The organism is Desulfomicrobium aestuarii, from assembly GCF_055385525.1.
This window is the reverse complement of record NZ_AP042427.1, coordinates 1129272-1147480: the sequence shown is the minus strand read 5'-3', so window position 1 is coordinate 1147480 and position 18209 is coordinate 1129272. Positions and strand designations below refer to the sequence as shown.

Genomic DNA, 18209 nt, shown 5'->3' with positions numbered 1-18209 from the left:
TTCTTCTGACAGGACGCCATTGACGGAGCATGCTCAAGGTTTGCCGGGGTGGGCTTTTCGGTCGCCGACTGTCTGACTGAGCCAGGCATCGTTCGTTGAACCATTGCCTGGCGCGTTGATGCAGTCTTACGCGCTGCAGGCAATGGTTCAACGTTACGAAGCCGGCGAAGGAGTTTCGGCGGGCGGAAAGCTCACCCCGGCAAACCGTCCTTCATATGAAATGCGCTTTTCCTGACTTTTGAAATGCTCATCTCCGAACTTTACCCCCGGCCAAATCGATTATACTTTCCCGGCACCGCCGCACCCGACGGCCCTCCCGGCCGATGACCGGCAATAAGGATTTCCATGACCGGCAGACAACAACTCCTCTACTTCCTGACCCTCCACCGCACCGGCCTGGCAGTGACGCTCATGGCCGCGGCCCTGCTGCTCTTCCCCCTCGTCGAGGACAACCCCTACACCCTGGGCCTGACCAACCTCATCGCCATCAACGCCATCGTGGTCCTGGGCCTGAACCTCTTCATCGGCTACACGGGACAGATATCCCTCGGCCACGCGGCCTTCTTCGGGCTGGGCGCCTACGGTTCGGCCGTTGCCACGGTGACCTTCGGACTGCCCCCCTGGCCGGCCATGTTCCTGGTGGCCGCCCTGGTGGCCGTGGTGGCCCTGGCCGTGGGCATCCCGGTGCTGCGTCTTTCGGGCCACTACCTGGCCATGGCCACCCTGGGTCTCAACTACGTCGTGCACACGGTGCTCCTGCAGTGGGACGAGGTCACGGGCGGGCCCAGCGGCTTCGCCGGCATCCCGAGCCTTTCGGTGCCTGGCGCGGCCGTCGACGACCCCGTCAGCCTGCACTACCTGCTGTGGGGCTTCGCCATGGCCTGCCTGCTGCTGTGCCTGAATCTCGTGCGCAGCGGCGTGGGCCGGGGCATGGCCGCCCTGGCCGGGGACGAGACGGCCGCCGCCTGCCTGGGCGTCGACACGCGCGCCACCAAGGTCAAGGTCTTCGTGCTCTCGGCCGTGCTGGCATCCCTGGCCGGCAGCCTCTTCGCCCACTGCTACGCCTACGTCAGCCCCGACACCTTCGGCATCTTCGCCTCCACGGACTTCGTCATCATGGTCGTGGTCGGCGGCATGGGCTCCATCTGGGGCTCGGTCTTCGGCGCGGCCTTCCTGACGCTCATGCCCGAGTGGGTGGAGTTCTTCGACACCTACAAGGACTTCGTGCACGGCGGCATCCTCGTGCTGGTCCTCATGTTCCTGCCCCAGGGCCTGATCACGGGCCTGACGGACATGGTCCGGGTCCGCCTGGCCCTGAGGAGGCGCGACCATGCTGCGGCTTGAGGACGTGGGCAAGAACTTCGGGGGGCTTCCAGCCCTGCAGGACGTGTCCTTCGCCGTACCCGTGGGACGGCTCACCGCCCTCATCGGGCCCAACGGCGCGGGCAAGAGCACGCTCATCAACTGCATCACCGGCGTCAACCCGCCCACGAGCGGCGCGGTCCTCTTCCAGGGCTCGGACATCGCCGGGCTGCCGACCCACAAGGTCACGCGCCTGGGCATCCACCGCACCTTTCAGAACCTGCGGCTCTTCCCGCGCCTTTCGGTCCTGGACAACGTGCTCACGGGCCTGACCTGCGAGGGCGGGGACTCCATGCTCATGGCCATGCTGCGCCTGCCGTACCTGCGCCACCGCGAGCGACAGCTGCGCCTGCGGGCACTCGAAGCCATGGACGCCTTCGGCTTGGCCGACAAGGCCTCATGGCCCGCAGGAGTCCTGGCCTACGGCGACAAGAAGCGCGTGGAGCTGGCCCGGGCCATCGTCGGGCGCCCCAAGCTCCTGCTCCTGGACGAACCCGTGGCCGGCCTCAACGCCGAGGAGACGGCCGCCGTGGGCGAGCAGCTGCGCAACCTGCGCCGGGCCGGCCACACCATCCTGCTGGTCGAGCACGACATGGACCTGGTCATGAACATCGCGGACCTGGTCGTGGTCCTGGACAGCGGAAAATGCATCGCCACGGGCACGGCCGACGAAGTCCGCCGCAACCCGCTGGTGCTCGAAGCCTATCTCGGACGAATGGAGGCCACGGCCTGATGCTGACCATCTCGAACCTCACGGCCCACTACGGGGCGGCCCAGGCCCTCTTCGGCATCGACATGGCCGTTTCGGCCGGGCAGACCGTGGCCCTGGTCGGGGCCAACGGCGCGGGCAAGAGCACCCTGCTCAAATGCATCATGGGCCTGCTCAAACCCTCGGGTGGGGAGATCCTCCTCGACGGCAAGCCCGTGACCGGCGCCACGCCGGCGCGCATGGTCCGCCTGGGGCTGGCCATGTCGCCCGAAGGCCGCGAGGTCTTCGCCGACCTGCCGGTCCTGGAGAACCTCCAGCTCGGCGCCATCCCCCTGAATCTGCCCAAGGCCGAGGAAAGGCGGCGCATGGACGAGGTCTTCGCCCGCTTCCCCAAGCTGGGGCAACGCCGCACCCAGCTGGCCGGCACCCTGTCCGGCGGCGAGCAGCAGATGCTGGCCATGGGCCGGGCGCTGATGGCTAGGCCCCGCCTCCTGCTCCTGGACGAACCGAGCCTGGGACTGGCGCCCATCATAACCGACGAGATTTTCGCCATCATCCACCAGCTGGCCCGCGCCGGCACGACCATTCTCGTCGTCGAGCAGAACGCCGCCCGCGCCCTGTCGGCCTCGGACACGGCCTACCTGCTGGCCGGCGGCAGGATCGTCGAACAGGGCAAGAGCCGCGACCTGCTCCTGGACCCGGCCCTGCGCGCCGCCTTCCTCGGCGCGGCCAGCCACGACAACCCCTCGGCCAGCCGCCTCGGCGCGGCCGGGCTGACCAATATCCGACTGGAGAAACCGCCCATGCAGACCGATTTCATGCCCGCCTTCGCCTCCGCCGAGGACCTCCAGGCCCACCAGCTCAAAGGACTCAAGTGGACCGTCCGCCACGCCTACGAGGGCTCGCCCGCATACCGCGCCAAGCTCGAGGCCGCCGGCGTCACGCCCGACTCCATCCAGAGCCTGGACGACCTGCGCCGCCTGCCCTTCACCACCACCGAGGACCTGCGCGACGGATACCCCTTCCCCCTGAAGAGCGTGCCCTTCGAGCAGCTCGTGCGCGTGCACGCAAGCTCCGGCACCACGGGCAAGCGCAAGGTCATGTGCTACACCCAGAAGGACCTCGACGACTGGATTTCCATGTTCGCCCGCTGCTACCAGACGGCCGGCATCACGCCCCTGGACCGCGTGCAGATCGCCGTGGGCTACGGCGTGTGGACCGCGGGCATGGGCTTCCAGCTCGGCTGCGAGAGGGTCGGGGCCCTGGCCGTGCCCGTGGGGCCGGGCAACATCGACATGCAGATCCAGTTCCTGCTCGACTTCCAGTCCACGGTCTTCTGCTCCACGGCCTCCATGGCACTCCTGATGGCCGAGGAGATCCACAAGCGCGGCATCGCCGACAGGATCGCAGTGAAGAAGATCATCTACGGCTCCGAGCGCTCCAGCCGCTCCATGCGCAAGAAGATCTCGGAACTCTTCGGCGGAGCCGAACTCTTCGACATCACCGGCCTGACGGAGCTCTACGGGCCCGGCGCCGGCATCGAATGCCCGGACCACGACTGCATCCACTACTGGAGCGACTACTACCTGCTCGAAATCCTGGACCCCGAGACCCTCAAGCCCCTGCCCGACGGCGAGTGGGGAGAGATGGTCGTCACGACCCTATGCAAGGAGGGCGCGCCGCTCATCCGCTACCGCACCCGAGACATCACGCGCATCATCCCCGGCCCCTGCACCTGCGGCAGCGTCATGCCCCGCCACTCGCGCATCAAGGGCCGTTCCGACGACACCATCAAGTTCCGCGGCGTGAACATCTACCCCAGCTCCATCGACACCATCCTCTCGGCCGTGCCGGGACTGGGCTCCGAGTACCAGATCCACCTGACCCGCGGCGAGGGCGGTCGCGACAACCTGCGCCTGGTGGTGGAGCGGGCCGAGGGCGTGGGGGCGTCCCGCGCGCCGGAGATGGCCCACGAGGCCGTGCATCAGATCAAGCGGCAGCTCATGGTCTCCGTGGATCTGGACATCGTGGACTACGGCAGCCTCCCCCGCTCGGAGCGCAAGAGCCAGCGGGTCTTCGACAGCCGCATCCAGGACGAGATCGTGTAATTTCAAGGGCGTTCCCACAACGGCAACAACCATTTTCCAGAGGAGAGACGACATGTGCAGGATCATAGGACTTCTGGCCGGCCTCATGCTGCTGGCCGCCCCGGCCCTGGCCGAGGACACCATCAAGCTGGGCGGGTTCTTCGACCTGTCGGGCCGCGCGTCCTTCATCGGCACGCCGAGCAAGCTGGTGGCGGAGATGCTCGTGGAGAAGATCAACGCCGAAGGCGGCATCGGCGGCAAGAAGATCGAGCTGATCGTCGCCGACACCGAGGGCGACCCGGCCAAGGCGGCCAACATCGCCACCAAGTTCATCCACAAGGACAAGGTCGTGGCCATCATCGGGCCTACGCTGACGGACACGGGCATGAACGTGAAGAAGATCGTCCACGACGGCAAGACGCCCACGGTCATGACGGTGGGCGGCGACCCGGTCATCATGGGCGGCAAGTTCGGCCCCTTCGACTGGGTCTTCAAGTCCCCCCAACGCTCGGAAATCGCGGTCAAGCGCCTCTTCACCTATTTGAAGGACAAGGGCCTGACCAAGATCGCCCTGCTCTCGGCGGACGACGGCTTCGGCAAGGACGGCCTGCGCTGGATGGAGCAGCTCGGTCCCGAGTTCGGCATCGAGATCCTCATCAAGGAATCCTTCGGCGCCCGCGACACGGACATGACCGCCCAGCTGACCAAGGCCAAGAACGCCGCGCCCCAGGCCCTCGTGGTCTGGACAACCGGCCCGGCCGGCGCCATCTCGGCCAAGAACGTGGCCCAGCTCGGCATAGACCTGCCCCTCTTCCAGTGCCACGGCCTGCCCGACCCCAAGTACGTCGAGCTGGCCGGCCCCGCCGCCGAGGGCAACCGCATGCCCGCCACCAAGCTCATGGTCGCGGACGAGCTCCCGGACACGGACCCGCAGAAGGCCGTCATCCAGGAATTCATCAAGCTCTACACCGAGAAGGGCTACGCCAAGCAGTTCCCCATCAACACCCACTCGGGCTACGCCTGGGACGCCATCATGCTCGTCGTCAAGGGCATCGAGAAGGCCGGCACCGAGCCCGAGGCCCTGCGCGCGGCCATCGAGGCCACCACGAACTACGTAGGCATCTCGGGCGTCTACAACCTGACCCCCGAGGACCACAATGGCCTGGGCGTGGACTCCATGGTCATGGTCCAGGTCAAGGACGGCAAGTTCGTCTTGGCCAAGTGACCAACGGAGTCGTCAGAGACGAGCCGAAGCCTCCCCCTCGCCGGGGAGGCTTTTTTTCACCCTAATAATAGTACCAGATGCTCGAATACTCGTCCGTATCCTCACCAATGGCGGCCAGGCGCTCAAGATACGTCAGTATCGGCACGTCCTGCCCGATGTAGGAATCGCGCTCGACGATGTTCTTCTCCCACGGGTGAAACTCGTAGACCCGCGAACCGTCGGGCAATATGGACACCACGTCGCGGTTCTGGGCCGCGCGCAGATGGTTCTTGCCCAGGCCAGGCACGTTGAAGACGGGCGCGTCGGTGCGGCGCATTCCCGGCAGCAGGCGCGCCTCCTCCTGCTGCTCCTGCAGGATGCGGGCGATGGGCACGCGGTAGGCTTCGGTCTCCTCCTTGCCCTTGGGCGCGAAGGTGTAATAGGGCTCCACCCCGCATCTGCGCAGGAGACGCCGCAGGGCCGCGGCTTCGAAGCGCCGGGAGACGTGGAAGGTGAAGACGAGCTGGTTGTAGACGCTCACCCCCTGCCGCTTCAGCCTGTCCACGGCGGTCACGAACTCCGGCGTCACTTCCGAGACATGCTCCACGTGAGTGACCAGGCAGACGTCGCGCACCCCGGGCTCACGGAACGAGCCGAGCATGAGGGCCAGCCCCGGCGTAATGCGCATGGGCAGGGTCACGGGCGTGCGCGTTCCGATGCGGATGAGCTCCACGTGGGGTATGTCCGCGACGCTTTTCAGGATGCGCTCCAGGGGCCCGTCGCCCATGGCCAGCGGGTCGCCCCCCGTGACCAGGACTTCCTTGATGGCCGGGTGGCGCCTGATCCACTCCACGGCGCGCTCCAGGTCGGCCCGGGACGCCATGGCGCCGGGGGCCATGGCCCGCTCGATCTCCCAGTTGCGCTGGCAGTAGACGCAGATCTGCGGGCAGGTGTTGAAGGGCTTGAGGATGACGATGGCCGGGTATCGCCGCGTGACGAGATCGATGGGCGACGTGTCGGCCTCGCGCATGAAGTCGAAGGCCTTGGACCGGCTGTCGCCATGGGCGGCCATGCACTCCACGTAGGAGGCCGGTGGGATGACCTGGGCGCGCAAGGCCCGGTCGCGGCCGGTTGCGGGGTCGTTGTCCATGAGGGAGGCGTAATACGGCGTGATCCCGAAGGGCTGTTTCGTCCGGACCGCCTGCATGACGGCGGTCCGCTCGTCATCGCGCAGGGTGACGGCCCCGGCCAGGCCTTCGGCGTCCTCGATGATGTTGCGCACCTGCCAGTGCCAGTCATCCCACTCGCGGTCCGAGACCCCGAAAAGTGCCTGGAGCTCTTGCCTGCGCTGCCTGCGCCGGTCCATGGAGGCCGGTTCCAGACCCGATTCGTAGCGCGCCATGGTCTGCTCGATGCCCTCCCAGATGCGGTCGAGTTCAAGGGACCTGGCCACGGCCGCCTCGCGCCCGCTGACCTCGTCCAGGGCCGAGGGTTCGGGGGTTACACCCAGGGGCGTGCCTTTCAGGCCGTGGAAAAGGTGGGACAGCTCGGCGAAAAAGCCGGCCGTCAGGTCCTCGCGCTCCACGCCGCGGGCCAGGTCCCACAGGGCCTGGGCCACGCTGAAGCCGGCGCGCGCGTCGGAGCCTCTGGCCAGAACAGCGCGCAGGACGCGTGCGCAGTCACGGGCCACGGTCATCTCGAAGGCGGTATGCTCGCGGTCGTCGAAAAGGATCAGATACTGACGCTCGGTCACGAAAAGGTAGAGCGCCTTGCGCGCCGCGTCGAGGTCGTCGGCGGTCCTGACCACGTCGAGGATGCCGGCGTGTTCCGCGGCGAAGGTGCGCGCGCACCAGCGTGAGCTGTCAAGGATCATTGCTACCTCACAGGGATTGGAGTGAACGGGTTCCACGCCCGATGCCGGCGGAAGGGAGCATGATGCAAAGGCGTGGAGGGGATGCGCCGGCCTGCGGTGAGGCGTCTGCGCTGCCGGGCCGGGTGACTGTTCCGGCCGGCGGAGAGCCATTCTAGCCAAACCCGCGATTCAGGTCCACCCGAGCGGCCCGATCGTTTCCGGCTATGTGAGATGCATTGCGCGATCCGGACAAAATGAGTAAACAATCAGTACGGACCAAACCCCAAATGGATGAAAGACATGAAAGAAATAGCCAAGCTGCTCGATAACAACCGGATCTGGGCCCAGAATGTCGAAAAGAACATCCCGGGCTTCTTCAGCAAGCTGGAGAACCAGCACAAGCCCAAGTTCCTCTGGATCGGCTGCTCCGACAGCCGCGTGCCCGCGGACCAGCTCATCGGCGTCATGCCCGGCGAGGTCTTCGTACACCGCAACATCTCCAACCAGGTCATCAACACCGACATCAACCTCATGTGCGTCCTTCAGTACGCCGTGGACGTGCTCAAGGTGAAGCACATCATCGTCTGCGGCCACTACGGCTGCGGCGGCATCGACGCCGTCCTCAAGGACCAGACGCCGGGCCTGCTGGCTCACTGGCTGGAGAACGTGAAGGATCTCATGGAGCGCAACCAGACCCCGAACCTGGACGACATGTGCGAACTCAACGTCAAGCTCCAGGTCCGCAACCTGGCCCTGAACAGCATCGTGCGCAAGGCGTGGGAACGGGGCCGCTCCCTCTACCTGCACGGCTGGATCTACTCAATCTCCAACGGTCTCATCCACGACCTGTGCATTACGCGCGGCGGCCGGCATCAGGAACCCGAGCATATCGACCTGAAACGCCCCGCAAAGACGGACTGAGCCGGAAGCCGGCCGCCTTTTTGCTTGCCCTGCGGCAGGCTTCTCCCTATTGCTTCGCCCATGTCCGAAAACAGTGAAGTGCGTCTGAACAAATACCTGGCCGATGCCGGCATCGCCTCGCGCCGCGGGGCCGACGCCCTGATCCAGGCCGGCCGGGTGAAGGTCAACGGCGCGGTCCAGCGCGAGCCCGGCACGCGGGTCGTCCCGGGCCGCGACGAGGTGGCCTGCGACGGCAAGCCCGTGCGAGGCAGCCAGAGCGCAGAGCCCGTGTACATCATGCTGCACAAGCCCGCGCACACGGTGACCACGGTCCGCGACCCCCAGGGCCGGCAGACGGTCCTCGACCTGCTGCCGCGCGAGTTACGTGCGCTGCGCCTCTTTCCCGTGGGGCGTCTGGACTTCATGTCCGAAGGGCTGCTGCTGCTGACCAACGACGGCGAGGTGACCCTGCGCCTGACCCACCCCAGCCACGAGCACCCCAAGCTCTACGAGGCTGTGGTGCGGGAGGCCGTGCCGGAGGATGCCCTGAACGTCATGCGCCGGGGCATGCGGCTTGAGGAGGGGGAAACGCTTGCCCCGGTGGACGTCGAGGCGCGGACGCTGCGCAGCGGCGGCACCCTGCTGCGCATGACCCTGCGCCAGGGGATCAACCGTCAGATCCGGCGCATGTGCCGCGACCTCGGGCTGACCATCCTGCGCCTCAAGCGGGTGGGGCTTGGGCCCTTGACCCTGGGCGACCTGCCGTCCGGGAAATGGCGTCACCTGAGCCCCGGAGAAATCCGCAGCCTGAAAACGAGCCTTGGCCTGACCCAGGGCGGGGGAACCGCATGAATACCCAACGACACCCGGCTCTGAGCGCCCTTTTCGCCGCCGTCGCCCTGCTTCTGCTGGAAGCCGCTTCGGCCCTTGTCATCATGGGCGGCTTCGTCGACGCCGACGCCGGCCAGCCGGAACTTCCTGCCATGACCCGCCTGGGCGATCTGCAGGGGACCTTCTCGGATCTGGACGGCCGCGCCACGTCCTTTGCGGACCTGCGCGGAAAGGTCGTGGTCGTGAACCTCTGGGCCACGTGGTGCCCGCCCTGCCGGGCCGAGATGCCGTACCTGCGGAATCTGTGGAAGAAATTCGAGGGGAACGACGGCCTGCGCGTGCTGTGCATCAGCACCGAGACCGCGGATGAAGTGCGCGCCCACCCGATGTCCAGGGAACTCGACATGCCGCTGTACGTGTTCGACCCGCCCGTCCCGCCGGAACTTCAGGCCGAGGGGCTGCCGACGACGTACATCTTCGACCGCCAGGGCAGGGTGGTTTTCGGGCACACGGGCATGGCCCGCTGGGACGGCGACGAGATCGTCGCCTATCTGGAAGGGCTGCTGGGGGCGGGAGCGAACTGACGGCGGGTGAAGGCCAGGACCTGGCGGAAGGACTCCTTGTTGGAGTCCCAGTGCAGGTGGCTCTCCACTTCCGTGGCGTCGAACCAGTAGTAGCCGATGTGCTCGGACGAGAGGACGACCTTTTCGCTGCGCACCCTCGCCAGATAGACGGGCTTGCGCAGTTCGATGCGGGCTTCGGGGATGCAGAAGCAGAATTCCGGGATGACGGTTTCGAGCATCTCCACGGCGAGCTTCACCCCCGTCTCCTCCTCCACTTCGCGCAGGCAGGCCTCGACGCAGGGTTCCTCGGCGTTGCGGCCGCCGGTCACAGGCTGCCAGTATTCATCATGACGGTGCGTCACGGGACAGCGCAGCAGCAGGAAGCGGTCCTGGAGATCGTTGTAGAGCCAGCATTCGATACTGTATTTGATCATGGAGCATGTCCATTGCATCACCGCCCGAGCCAGTCAAGCAAAACAAATCCGAGGAGCGCAGGACGCCCGTGAACGCCTCGCCCCTGACCCTGCACGGCCGCGACCACTGCGTCATCGACATGCACAACCTCTTCGTCGGCACCACCCTGGAGGACGAACTCCTGCTCCTGGGCGCCGGGGAAGGAGCCCTCGCGGACATCGGCCGGGAGTGCGCCCTGTTCGGCGTCCGCCTCGAACCCGGCCGGCTGCTCTCGTCCTATTCCGGCGGGGAGCAGGCCATCATCTGCTGCCTGACCCTCATGGCCCTGCTGCCGCGCCGCCCTCTGCGCATCCTGCTTGTGCACGTCCTCGAAACCCTCTCGCCGCGCAACCGCGAACTGCTCCTGGACCGTTTCGCGACCGTCCTGCCCGAGGCCGACCTCTTCACCCTGGTCGGGAAAGAACCGCTACCGGCAGGTAGCCATGCTTGAACTTGACGCCGGAACCTACCCCGTCCCCAACGCTGGCCTGCGCTATGAGCTCGCCCGCGACCTGCGGCTACCCCGCGGAAGCTGGCTGCGCCTGCGCGGGGAGAACGGCGCGGGCAAGACGACCTTCCTCGAACACGTGCTCATCCCAAACCTGCGGGACCGGCATTGCCTGCTGTACCTGGCCCAGGACATGGACCTGCAGCAGAACACCATGCGCGCCACCCTGGCCCTGATGGGCCTCGAAGCGCCGCAGGGCCTGGGGGAACTGGCCTCGGCCTGGATCGAGGCCTGCGGCTGCCGGGAGGTCGTGATTCTTGACGAATTCGACAAATACCTGACCGCCCCCCAGCTCGACGCCCTGGGCCTGGGCCGTTTCGGCTGGGTCGTGCAGGTCTCGCACCTGGAGAGGCCGGGAGTCAGGCCGGACCTGCCGGACGGCTTCGAACTCACCTTCGAGCGGCCCGACGCCGGAAGGCCGGAGGTTCACCTCGGCATGGAGCGCTTGTGGCCGGTCTGAAAGTCGCGACGATCCTCGCCCTGCTGTCGGCCTTTTTCGGACTCTTCGTCTTCGGCCCATGGTACGGAAAGATGGGACTGCAGGCCGCGCTGCTGGCCGTGCTGCTGGCCACCGCGGCCTGGAGGGGAGGCCTGCGCTCCGCATGGCGGTCGATCCTCTTCGTGCTGCCCTTCGTTCTCTCCCTGCTGGCCTTCGGAGCGGCCTTTCAATGGGCGGGCCTCATGGGTCGCACGGACTGGCTGAGCGACTCCCTGCTCAAGGCCCTCGTTTTCCCCAACTCGTTTTTGATCGTGAAGCTCGGCCTGGAATCCATCACCTTCCGCGACATCATGGGCCTGCCGCTCCGTCCGGGGGCCCGCCGCAACGCCATCGTCTTGAAGGCCGTCATGGAAAAATGTACTCCTTTGCTGCACCGCTACCGCTTCTTCATGGACCTGACGCCGCACTTCGCCGGCCGCCGCAGCGGAAGGTTCCTGCGGCTGTGCGGGGTCATCGTGGCCGCCTACATCAGCATCTACCAGCAGACCGAGAAGACATTGGAGCTTTTTGACCACCGAACCCGTCATCTGAGGAAGGAACCATGAAAAATATCCGCATCGCCGCCCTGTCCATCACGGCCCTGGCCTGCCTGACCACCCTCTTCGTGCGCATCCCCCTGCCCAGCCGGGGCTACTTCAACGTCGGCGACGTGGCCGTGGTCTTCGGCGGCCTGGTGCTGGGCTTCATGAACCCGCGCCAGGGGGCGCTCTGGGCCCTGGCCGCCTGCGGCGTGGGCTCGGCCCTGGCCGACGTCCTGGGCGGCTTCGCCGTCTTCGCCCCCCTGACCTTCCTGGCCAAGGGCGCCGAGGGAGCCCTGGCAGCCGTAGCCGCGAGCCGCACCGGCGCGACGCAGTACGCCATGCTGGCCCTGGGCGGGCTGGCCATGATCGCCACGTATTTCATCGGGGAGACGCTGATGCCCAACATCGGCCTGCAGGGCGCGGCGGCCGAGATCCTGGCCAACGTGATCCAGGCCGTAGGCGGCGCCGTGGGCGGCTTCTTCGCCGCCAAGGCCCTCAGGAAGACGGGGATGATCTGAACCTGCCCAGCCCTCCGGCCATGCATGACCGGCAGACATCGTTTTGAACCGCCGCACCACACCCCGTAGGGGCGAACCTATGTATTCGCCCACTCCAAACGACGAACCTATGTGTTCGCCCATTTCCAGACGATGGGAGGGCGGACACGTAGGTCCGCCCCTACCGTCGCCATTCGATCCTGATCATTTGCCGAGATTTCCGGCATCATGCCGGCCATGAGAGGCACGAACGCAGACCGGTAGACATCGTTTTGAACCGCCGCGCCACATCCCGTAGGGGCGAACCTATGTGTTCGCCCACTCCAAACGACGAACCTATGTGTCCGCCCACTCCAAACGACGAACCTATGTGTCCGCCCATTCCAAATGACGAACCTATGTGTCCGCCCATTCCAAATGCACCGCAGATCCAACCGTTCCGGGCGTTCCGCGTAGGGGCGAATAATTTTTCGTCCATACCTGCACCAAAGAACCGATGATGACCGACATTCCACAGGCATGACTGCACGGGACAAGGACCGGACCTTGAAAATTGAATTGTCCGCCCCCCTGCGCTTCATGTCGAAAGCAAGAAGATGCAAAGTCGCGGCCCGTCAGGCGACGGACCGCGGCCCCGTATCGGGAGGGGAGGATGACTCAGCGTTTCTCGTGCACTTCCCATTCGGCCACCTCGCCTTCCTCGACCTCCTCCCAGCCGCTGAACATGGCCGCGATGTGGCTGGTCAGGGTGTGGCCGGTGGTGGTCATGTAGACGTGGACCACCACGAAGGCCAGGATGGCGAAGGCGCAGGCCAGGTGAATGAGCGCCAGCAGGCGCAGGTTCAGGAAGGTCAGGTTCCAGACGGCCCAGTCGTTGTAGAGCCAGTACAGCAGGCCCGTGCCCATCTGCAGGGTCAAGAGGATCGCCGTCAGGCCCAGGTACGTCAGGCGCTGCAGGGGGTTGTGCTTGGCCTCCTTGGACTTCTGCACAGGGTGCGGCAAGCCCTTGAAGATGCCGGAACTGTAGTAACCGATGACCTCGAAGAGCTTCTTCGTCGTCGGGATGTACTGCCGCCACTCGCCCGTGGTCAGCACCCAGAAGACGATGAAGACGAACAGCACGATCCACGTCAGGCCCAGGAAGTTGTGGTACTCCACCGCCTTCTGGAACCCGAACAGGGTGAAGGTCCCGTGGACCTCGAAGCCCGTCAGCAGCAGCAGGAAGATGAGCAGCGACTGCACCCAGTGCCAGAAGCGCTCGAAACGCGTGTACAGGTAAATCTTCTTCTTGGCTTTCATGTCCTTACTCCTTGCGACGTCCGGCGGAACTCAGGAAACGCCCCAGGCCGTGCAGAACCACGCCCAGGACCGACGCCCCGACCATGGCCCAGCCGCCCATGTCCAGCAGGCGCACCGAGTCGCGGCCCGGCATGTAGAAGCCGCCCAGATGGTCCAGGCGCCCGGCCTTGGCGTGGCATTCCACGCAGGCCACGGCCTGCTCCTTGGGCGCCACCATGTGCGTGATGGGGAAGACGTACTCCGTGTCCACGAAGTCGTACTCGCCGCTGTAGGGCAGCCCGTTGTAGGCCTGGCCCACGGCGATGGCCCTGTCCCAGTCGAAGTCGGCCCAGTAGGCGCCAGAGTCCTTGGGGCCGAACAGCTTGGGGATGACCATGGTCTTGCGCACCTTGTCGTAGGGCGTCCTGCCCGTATGCACCTTGAAGGGGAAGATGCGCGAGGCAGGGTCGGAGACGTCGCCGATGGGCCAGGACATGCGCACCGGGGCCGAGGGGTCGATGACGTCCTTGGCCGTGGTGCCCTTGATGGAGCCGTTGAACCACTCGTAGCGCGGGACCACGTTCTTGCCCCAGGTGAAGTCGCCCTTCTTGGGGTCGTAATCGGGCTTGCCGAACTCGTCCTTCTTGGCCTCGCGCTTCTTGTCGCCGGCCGTGGACCAGTCCCAGTGCATCTTGGTCGGGTTGACGCGGGCGTAGGTCGGGATGTGGCAGGTCTGGCAGGCCACCTTGTCGGCGTGGTCGTTGGCCTTCTGGTTGGTCTTGTGCGGCTGCGCGCCGTGGCAGGACTCGCACATGATCTTGGGCGTCAGGTCGTCCTCCAGCAGGCTCTTGCGGTCCTTGGAGGCCGGGGTGGCGTAGATGCGGCCGGCGATGTTGTGGGCGTCGGTGGTGTGGCAGCGGCTGCAGTGGAAGTTCTGGCCGTCGACGCCCATGTGGACGTCGAGCTGCTTGTTGGGCTTGGCCATGGACGAGTCCAGGTCGCCGTGCTTCACGCCGTCGCCGCCGCCGCCGTAGAAGTGGCAGGTGCCGCAGTTGTTGCGGTCCGGCCGGCCCACGGACTGGGCCACGGCGTTGTAGTCGGGCGGCAGGAACTCGGTCTTGCCCTCGAACATGGTGGCGTTGGTCACGGGGTAGCCGGACTTGGACGGGAACTTCTTGTAGGTGCCGGTCGTCTCGTGGCAGACGAGGCAGTCCACGGCCTCGGCCTTGGAAAAGTCGAAGTCCTTGTCCTTCCAGCCGAAGCCGATGTGACAGGAGGTGCAGCGCGGCTCGTTGGAGCCCACGGCGATGCAGAAGTTGTTGACGGACAGGCCGCCCTTGCCGGTCTCGCCCGAGGGGTCGGCCGGGTCCTTCCAGGTCCAGTGGATGGTCTTGTGGATCTGCGTCGCCGCCTCGCTGTGGCAGGACAGGCAGGCCTTGGTCACGTCCTCGGGTTTCTCGAAGGGCTGCTTGAGGATGGGGTGCTTCGAGTGGTCCGTGGTGATCCACCTGGTCGCGTCATCCTTGACTGTCTGCCGGGCCAGCTGCCTGCCCGGTGCCTCCTCCGTGGCGGCCATGGCCGACAGGGGCCACAGCCAGAGGGCCAGTACCAGGGCCGCCTTCCAACAGGTCTTGTCCATAAACCCTCCATGCGGTCGAAGATTGATGAATATGGAATGCATGTTTGCCATTGCATACCACAACATCGAATTCATGCAATCAGGACCGGCATTTATTCCTAGAAAATTGGACTGTTGCGCTCCGAAAACAACATTTCGGACGCATTCCGGGCGAATCGTGAAAGGAGCCGCAACGGCGGCGTTACGGAAGAATGGTCGGCTCAGACGACGGTTCGGGCCCGCCTGCGTTTTGGAGCGTCCTCAGGGTATCGTGTAATGCGGCGGCCTTGCGCGGTCCGAAGCCGGGCATCGTGGCGAGGTCTTCGACGTCGGCGGCGAACATGGCCTCCAGGCTGCCGAAGCGCTCCCACAGGAGGCGGGAAGTCTTGGGACCCACGCCTGGCAGCGCGTCCAGGCCCGATGACAGCTGGGCCGTGCGCTTGTGGCGGCGCAGGCGGGAGATGACGAAGCGGTGCGCGGTGTCGCGCACGTGCTGCAGGAACAGAAGTTCCGGGCTGCCGGGTTTGAGCGGCATGGGGTTCTTGCGGCCGGGGCGGAAGATAGCGTCGCCCAGTTCGCCTGCGCGGCGGCTCTCGCCCTTGGCGATGGCGGCCAGGGCGACGCCATCCAGGCCGTGCTCGGCCATGGCCCGCTCCACGGCGGCCAGCTGCCCCTTGCCCCCGTCCACGAGCAGCAGGTCGGGCCAGGGCGGGCCCGAGGCCTGACGACGGCGCACGAAGGACGCCAACGCCAGATAGTCGTCGGCCGAACCCTCCAGCTCCGGGAAGCTGTAGAGCCGATACGACTCCTTCTCATCCCGGCCGTCGGCGAAGACGACCATGCCCACGCGCATGCCCTCGCCCTGGATGTGCGACGCGTCCACGCACTCGATGCGTTCCACCTCGCCGTCGAGCCCCAGGGCGCGGGCCAGTTCTGCCGGGCCGGCCTGGGCCCGCCTGCGCCCGGCGGCGTGGGCCGCGGCGTTGGCCGAGGCGATGTCCACCAGCCGCCGCTCCTGGTCGCCGCGCGCCTTGGCCACATGGACCCTTCCGCCGCGCATGTCGCCCAGGAGTTCCTCCAGGGCCGGGTCCACCCCACCCGTGGCCGTGACGATGCGGGCCGGGATGAAGCGCTCGGCCGTGTAATACTGCGACAGGAAGGACTCCACGAGTCGTACCCCGTCCTCGGGGGTCTCGAGCGCCTCCCCGGCGAACCAGAAGTTCTGGCCATCGATGATCCGCCCCTGGCGCACGAAGACCACGGACAGGGCCGCCCCCTGCTCTCCCCCGCCGATCCCCAGCACATCGAGGTCGCGCCCGTCGGACAACACCGCGGCCTGCCGCTCCACCGTTTCCTGCACGGCGCGGATGCTGTCGCGCAGGCGCGCCGCACCCTCGAAGTCCAGGGCGTCGGAACGGCGCAGCATCTCGGCGCGCAGCCCGTCCAGGAGCTCGCCCGACTTCCCGGACAGGAAGAGCTCAACCTGCCGCACCACCTGCCGGTAGTCCTCCTCGGACACTGGTAGGCAGCACGGCCCCAGGCAGCGGCCGATGTGGTACTGCAGGCAGGGCCGGGTGCGGTTGGCGAAGACCGTGTCGCGACACTTGCGCAGGGGGAAGAGGCGGTCGATGACGCGCCTCGTCTCACGGGCCGCCAGGGCCGAGGTGAAGGGGCCGAAATAGACGGACCCGTCGCGCAGGACCTTGCGCGTCAGGCGCAGGGCCGGGAAGGGGTGGTTTCGGGACAGGCAGAAGAGGACGTACTGCTTGTCGTCGCGCAGGACGATGTTGTACTTGGGCCGGTGCTTCTTGATGAGGCTGGCCTCAAGCAGCAGCGCCTCCTTCTCCGTGGCCGTGCACAGGAAGTCGATGGCCTCGACCCGGGGCATCATGACCCGCACCTTTGGCGGCAGGCGGTGTTCGGGCTGGAAATAGGAGGCGAGCCGCCGGCGCAGCTGCTTGGCCTTGCCCACGTAAACGATTCTGCCCGCGGCGTTCTTCATCAGATACACGCCCGGGCAGGTCGGGAAGGTGGTCAGGACGTCGCGGGAGATCATCTCCTTCGCCTGCGCGGGGGCCTCTTGCGGGGCGGCCGCCCCTGCTCTGTCCTGACCTCGCCGCGCACGAACTGCGGGGTCTCGGCCTCAACCTCGCTGCGCAGGCTTCCCCATATCTCGGCCGGGCCGAGGTCCTCGCCGGCCACGAGCAGGCCCAGCTGGTACAGGGCCAGGGTTTCGGGGAAGCAGTCCTGGGCCACGAAGCCGCGCTTGGAGAAGCGCTTCTTCTTGTCGGGCTCGAAACGGCTCTGGTTGGCCATGATCTGGATCATGCGCGTCGACATCCACTTGGGCATGCTCATGCGCGTGCAGATGGGCGGCAGCAGGTCGGCCAGCAGTGCGTTGTAGACCACCCGCTCCCCGGCCGCCTCGTAGCGTTCGGCCACGTGGCGCACCGGGGCCGAGAAGAGGGCCGAAAAAACCAGGACCGGCTCGACCTTGCCCACGGTCCGGATGCGCTCGTCCAGGTTTTCGAGCCACGTCCACAGGACCGAGTCCTGGCCGTGGTCGTGGTCCAGAAAATCGGCGATCTCGGGCAGCAGCACATGCAGCAGTCCCGTCTTGTACAGCAGGCGGAAGGCCTTCTCGCCGGCCCCGAAGGCGAAGAGTTTCTGCAGTTCCTCGAAGACGCGCGGCGGCGAGGCCTTGAGGATCTCCTCGTGGTGCCGCAGGATGGCGTTGTAGGTGGCCGGCTCGATGTGGAAATCCAGGCGCGAGGCGAAGCGGACGGCCCGGATCATGCGCACCGGGTCTTCGCGGAAGCGGATGTTCGGGTCGCCGATGCAGCGGATGAGACGGTTCTGGATGTCCGAGAGCCCGCCCACGTGATCGATGATGGTGAAGCGCTCGACCTCGTAGAAGAGCCCGTTGATGGTGAAGTCACGCCGCAGGGCGTCCTCTTCGGGCGTGCCGTAGCAGTTGTCGCGCAGCATGTACAAATCGTCGTCGCCGCCCTCCTCGTCCTGCTCCGGACAGCGCCGGAAGGTCGAGGTCTCGATGACGTGGTCGTCGAAGCGGATGTGCGCCAGCCGGAACCTGCGGCCGATGAGGAAGCAGTTCTGGAAGATCTTCTTGATCTGGCTGGGCGTGGCGTTGGTGCTGACGTCGAAGTCCTTGGGGGTGCGCCCGAGGATGAGGTCGCGCACGCTGCCGCCGACGAGATAGGCGGTGAAACCCTTGCGCACCAGGCGGTACATGACCTTCAGGGCGTCGGGGTGGATGTTCTGCCGCGAGACGGTGTGTTCTGATCGGGAAATGATGACTGAAGTCAT

General features: G+C 66.3%; 17 protein-coding genes. 11 read left to right on the top strand and 6 right to left on the bottom strand.

Annotated features, from left to right (window positions below; translation table 11 throughout):
• Positions 1-345: 345 nt before the first annotated feature.
• Genes ACZ5AC_RS05330 through ACZ5AC_RS05315 form a run of 4 tightly spaced genes read left to right on the top strand, consistent with a single transcriptional unit; the run spans position 346 to position 5383 of the window.
• Positions 346-1344, top strand: a complete 999-nt coding sequence (locus tag ACZ5AC_RS05330; RefSeq protein WP_464249916.1) for a branched-chain amino acid ABC transporter permease — start codon at positions 346-348, stop codon at positions 1342-1344.
• Positions 1331-2095, top strand: coding sequence for an ABC transporter ATP-binding protein (locus tag ACZ5AC_RS05325; protein WP_464249915.1), 765 nt, complete (start codon positions 1331-1333; stop codon positions 2093-2095). Before ACZ5AC_RS05330 ends, ACZ5AC_RS05325 begins: the two co-directional genes overlap by 14 nt.
• On the top strand, positions 2095-4179 hold the full coding sequence (locus ACZ5AC_RS05320; protein WP_464249914.1) for an ATP-binding cassette domain-containing protein: 2085 nt from the start codon (positions 2095-2097) through the stop codon (positions 4177-4179). Before ACZ5AC_RS05325 ends, ACZ5AC_RS05320 begins: the two co-directional genes overlap by 1 nt.
• A gap of 52 nt (positions 4180-4231) precedes the next feature.
• Positions 4232-5383, top strand: coding sequence for an ABC transporter substrate-binding protein (locus ACZ5AC_RS05315; RefSeq protein ID WP_464249913.1), 1152 nt, complete (start codon positions 4232-4234; stop codon positions 5381-5383).
• Between the two features lie 61 nt (positions 5384-5444).
• On the opposite strand, the gene ACZ5AC_RS05310 is transcribed toward ACZ5AC_RS05315, so the two are convergent.
• The gene (locus ACZ5AC_RS05310) at positions 5445-7235 is read right to left on the bottom strand and encodes a KamA family radical SAM protein (protein WP_464249912.1); all 1791 of its coding nucleotides are present in this window, start codon (positions 7233-7235) and stop codon (positions 5445-5447) included.
• 279 nt (positions 7236-7514) lie between these two features.
• Between ACZ5AC_RS05310 and ACZ5AC_RS05305 the strand changes: the two genes are divergently transcribed.
• The 3 genes from ACZ5AC_RS05305 to ACZ5AC_RS05295 are packed head-to-tail and all read left to right on the top strand — an operon-like array spanning position 7515 to position 9529.
• A complete protein-coding gene (locus tag ACZ5AC_RS05305) occupies positions 7515-8135 on the top strand; it encodes a carbonic anhydrase (RefSeq protein ID WP_464249911.1) in 621 nt (206 codons plus the stop codon).
• Positions 8136-8195: 60 nt separating this feature from the next.
• A complete protein-coding gene (locus ACZ5AC_RS05300) occupies positions 8196-8966 on the top strand; it encodes a pseudouridine synthase (protein WP_464249910.1) in 771 nt (256 codons plus the stop codon).
• Positions 8963-9529 (top strand): TlpA family protein disulfide reductase, encoded by a 567-nt coding sequence (locus ACZ5AC_RS05295; protein WP_464249909.1) that lies wholly within the window; start codon positions 8963-8965, stop codon positions 9527-9529. The genes ACZ5AC_RS05300 and ACZ5AC_RS05295 overlap by 4 nt, the downstream gene beginning before the upstream one ends.
• Here the strand turns inward: ACZ5AC_RS05295 and ACZ5AC_RS05290 are convergent.
• Positions 9493-9942 carry an NUDIX hydrolase gene (locus ACZ5AC_RS05290; protein WP_464249908.1) on the bottom strand — a complete coding sequence of 150 codons (450 nt, stop codon included), beginning with the start codon at positions 9940-9942 and terminating at the stop codon, positions 9493-9495. The two genes, ACZ5AC_RS05295 and ACZ5AC_RS05290, sit on opposite strands and share 37 nt — an antisense overlap.
• 5 nt (positions 9943-9947) lie before the next feature.
• Here ACZ5AC_RS05290 and ACZ5AC_RS05285 point away from each other — a divergent pair, with 5 nt between their 5' ends.
• From ACZ5AC_RS05285 to ACZ5AC_RS05270, 4 genes are read left to right on the top strand one after another with little or no spacing between them, the layout of a single operon-like run.
• The gene (locus ACZ5AC_RS05285; protein ID WP_464249907.1) at positions 9948-10412 is read left to right on the top strand and encodes a hypothetical protein; all 465 of its coding nucleotides are present in this window, start codon (positions 9948-9950) and stop codon (positions 10410-10412) included.
• Positions 10405-10929 (top strand): P-loop NTPase family protein, encoded by a 525-nt coding sequence (locus ACZ5AC_RS05280; protein ID WP_464249906.1) that lies wholly within the window; start codon positions 10405-10407, stop codon positions 10927-10929. The genes ACZ5AC_RS05285 and ACZ5AC_RS05280 overlap by 8 nt, the downstream gene beginning before the upstream one ends.
• Entirely contained in the window at positions 10917-11513 is a 597-nt protein-coding gene (locus ACZ5AC_RS05275; protein ID WP_464249905.1) for a hypothetical protein, read from the top strand. Before ACZ5AC_RS05280 ends, ACZ5AC_RS05275 begins: the two co-directional genes overlap by 13 nt.
• The gene (locus tag ACZ5AC_RS05270) at positions 11510-12007 is read left to right on the top strand and encodes an ECF transporter S component (protein ID WP_464249904.1); all 498 of its coding nucleotides are present in this window, start codon (positions 11510-11512) and stop codon (positions 12005-12007) included. Before ACZ5AC_RS05275 ends, ACZ5AC_RS05270 begins: the two co-directional genes overlap by 4 nt.
• A 636-nt stretch (positions 12008-12643) precedes the next feature.
• Here the strand turns inward: ACZ5AC_RS05270 and ACZ5AC_RS05265 are convergent.
• The 4 genes from ACZ5AC_RS05265 to pcnB all read right to left on the bottom strand — a co-directional run bounded on the left by ACZ5AC_RS05265 (position 12644) and on the right by pcnB (position 18209).
• The gene (locus ACZ5AC_RS05265; RefSeq protein ID WP_464249903.1) at positions 12644-13285 is read right to left on the bottom strand and encodes a cytochrome b/b6 domain-containing protein; all 642 of its coding nucleotides are present in this window, start codon (positions 13283-13285) and stop codon (positions 12644-12646) included.
• A 4-nt stretch (positions 13286-13289) separates the two neighbouring features.
• The gene (locus ACZ5AC_RS05260; protein WP_464249902.1) at positions 13290-14903 is read right to left on the bottom strand and encodes a tetrathionate reductase family octaheme c-type cytochrome; all 1614 of its coding nucleotides are present in this window, start codon (positions 14901-14903) and stop codon (positions 13290-13292) included.
• A 181-nt stretch (positions 14904-15084) separates the two neighbouring features.
• Positions 15085-16938: an excinuclease ABC subunit UvrC gene (uvrC, locus tag ACZ5AC_RS05255; RefSeq protein WP_464249901.1), complete on the bottom strand. Its 1854-nt coding sequence runs from the start codon at positions 16936-16938 to the stop codon at positions 15085-15087.
• The gene (pcnB, locus tag ACZ5AC_RS05250) at positions 16935-18209 is read right to left on the bottom strand and encodes a polynucleotide adenylyltransferase PcnB (RefSeq protein ID WP_464249900.1); all 1275 of its coding nucleotides are present in this window, start codon (positions 18207-18209) and stop codon (positions 16935-16937) included. Before pcnB ends, uvrC begins: the two co-directional genes overlap by 4 nt.

Coding starts and splice junctions, on each gene's coding strand:
- ACZ5AC_RS05330 (WP_464249916.1), top strand. CDS start 346: ATGACCGGCAGACAACAACTCCTCTACTTCCTGACCCTCCACCGCACC.
- ACZ5AC_RS05325 (WP_464249915.1), top strand. CDS start 1,331: ATGCTGCGGCTTGAGGACGTGGGCAAGAACTTCGGGGGGCTTCCAGCC.
- ACZ5AC_RS05320 (WP_464249914.1), top strand. CDS start 2,095: ATGCTGACCATCTCGAACCTCACGGCCCACTACGGGGCGGCCCAGGCC.
- ACZ5AC_RS05315 (WP_464249913.1), top strand. CDS start 4,232: ATGTGCAGGATCATAGGACTTCTGGCCGGCCTCATGCTGCTGGCCGCC.
- ACZ5AC_RS05310 (WP_464249912.1), bottom strand. CDS start 7,235: ATGATCCTTGACAGCTCACGCTGGTGCGCGCGCACCTTCGCCGCGGAA.
- ACZ5AC_RS05305 (WP_464249911.1), top strand. CDS start 7,515: ATGAAAGAAATAGCCAAGCTGCTCGATAACAACCGGATCTGGGCCCAG.
- ACZ5AC_RS05300 (WP_464249910.1), top strand. CDS start 8,196: ATGTCCGAAAACAGTGAAGTGCGTCTGAACAAATACCTGGCCGATGCC.
- ACZ5AC_RS05295 (WP_464249909.1), top strand. CDS start 8,963: ATGAATACCCAACGACACCCGGCTCTGAGCGCCCTTTTCGCCGCCGTC.
- ACZ5AC_RS05290 (WP_464249908.1), bottom strand. CDS start 9,942: ATGATCAAATACAGTATCGAATGCTGGCTCTACAACGATCTCCAGGAC.
- ACZ5AC_RS05285 (WP_464249907.1), top strand. CDS start 9,948: ATGTCCATTGCATCACCGCCCGAGCCAGTCAAGCAAAACAAATCCGAG.
- ACZ5AC_RS05280 (WP_464249906.1), top strand. CDS start 10,405: ATGCTTGAACTTGACGCCGGAACCTACCCCGTCCCCAACGCTGGCCTG.
- ACZ5AC_RS05270 (WP_464249904.1), top strand. CDS start 11,510: ATGAAAAATATCCGCATCGCCGCCCTGTCCATCACGGCCCTGGCCTGC.
- ACZ5AC_RS05265 (WP_464249903.1), bottom strand. CDS start 13,285: ATGAAAGCCAAGAAGAAGATTTACCTGTACACGCGTTTCGAGCGCTTC.
- ACZ5AC_RS05260 (WP_464249902.1), bottom strand. CDS start 14,903: ATGGACAAGACCTGTTGGAAGGCGGCCCTGGTACTGGCCCTCTGGCTG.
- uvrC (WP_464249901.1), bottom strand. CDS start 16,938: ATGATCTCCCGCGACGTCCTGACCACCTTCCCGACCTGCCCGGGCGTG.
- pcnB (WP_464249900.1), bottom strand. CDS start 18,209: ATGACTTCAGTCATCATTTCCCGATCAGAACACACCGTCTCGCGGCAG.